The sequence below is a fragment of the Roseovarius sp. A-2 genome, from assembly GCF_002072155.1.
Lineage (GTDB): Bacteria > Pseudomonadota > Alphaproteobacteria > Rhodobacterales > Rhodobacteraceae > Roseovarius.
Window position 1 is genome coordinate 1 of sequence record NZ_BDIY01000109.1, and the last position, 542, is coordinate 542.

General features: G+C 60.1%; 1 protein-coding gene. It reads right to left on the reverse strand.

What is annotated here, in order from left to right:
• Positions 1 to 388: heavy-metal-associated domain-containing protein (locus BHD06_RS22810; RefSeq protein WP_139784875.1), on the reverse strand; the 388-nt coding region annotated here is incomplete at its 3' end.
• Between the last annotated feature and the right edge of the window lie 154 nt (positions 389 to 542).

Sequence of the window (542 nt, forward strand, 5' to 3'; positions counted from 1 at the left end):
TCGTCGCAGTTAAAAGTTCCTGCGGGGTCACGACCCCGTCGGCAATAGTCACGGTTGCGCTCTCGGAGGCCAGGTTCACGTTGACATCCAGAACGCCGGGCAGCGCGCCGAGCGCGCGGTCCACCCGGCTGACGCAAGAAGCACAGGACATCGACGTCAGGGTCAGTTTCACGGTCCGTGAGCGCAGTGGATAACCTATGCTCTCAAGCGCCGTGGCGATCTGAGTGAAATCGGTACCCTCCGCGACATCCATCTGCGCGGATTCACTGGCAAGGTTGACCGAGACGTCCCTAACCCCGTCGACATCCGCCAAAGTGCTCTCGACCCGCCCCACGCAGGAGGCACAAGTCATGCCCTCGATGGCGATCTTCAGATGTGTCGTGCCCATAATCTCGGCCTTCCGTATTTCGGCGTACCCTTCACATAGGGGCTCCCCTGACTGGAAGGTCAAGACCGTGCAGGAAGAAATCTTGACGGGCAGGAGGCGACTCTCGGGCAACTCCCAATGCCTGACTCATCTCCGAGTATTCTATGCCCGCCTT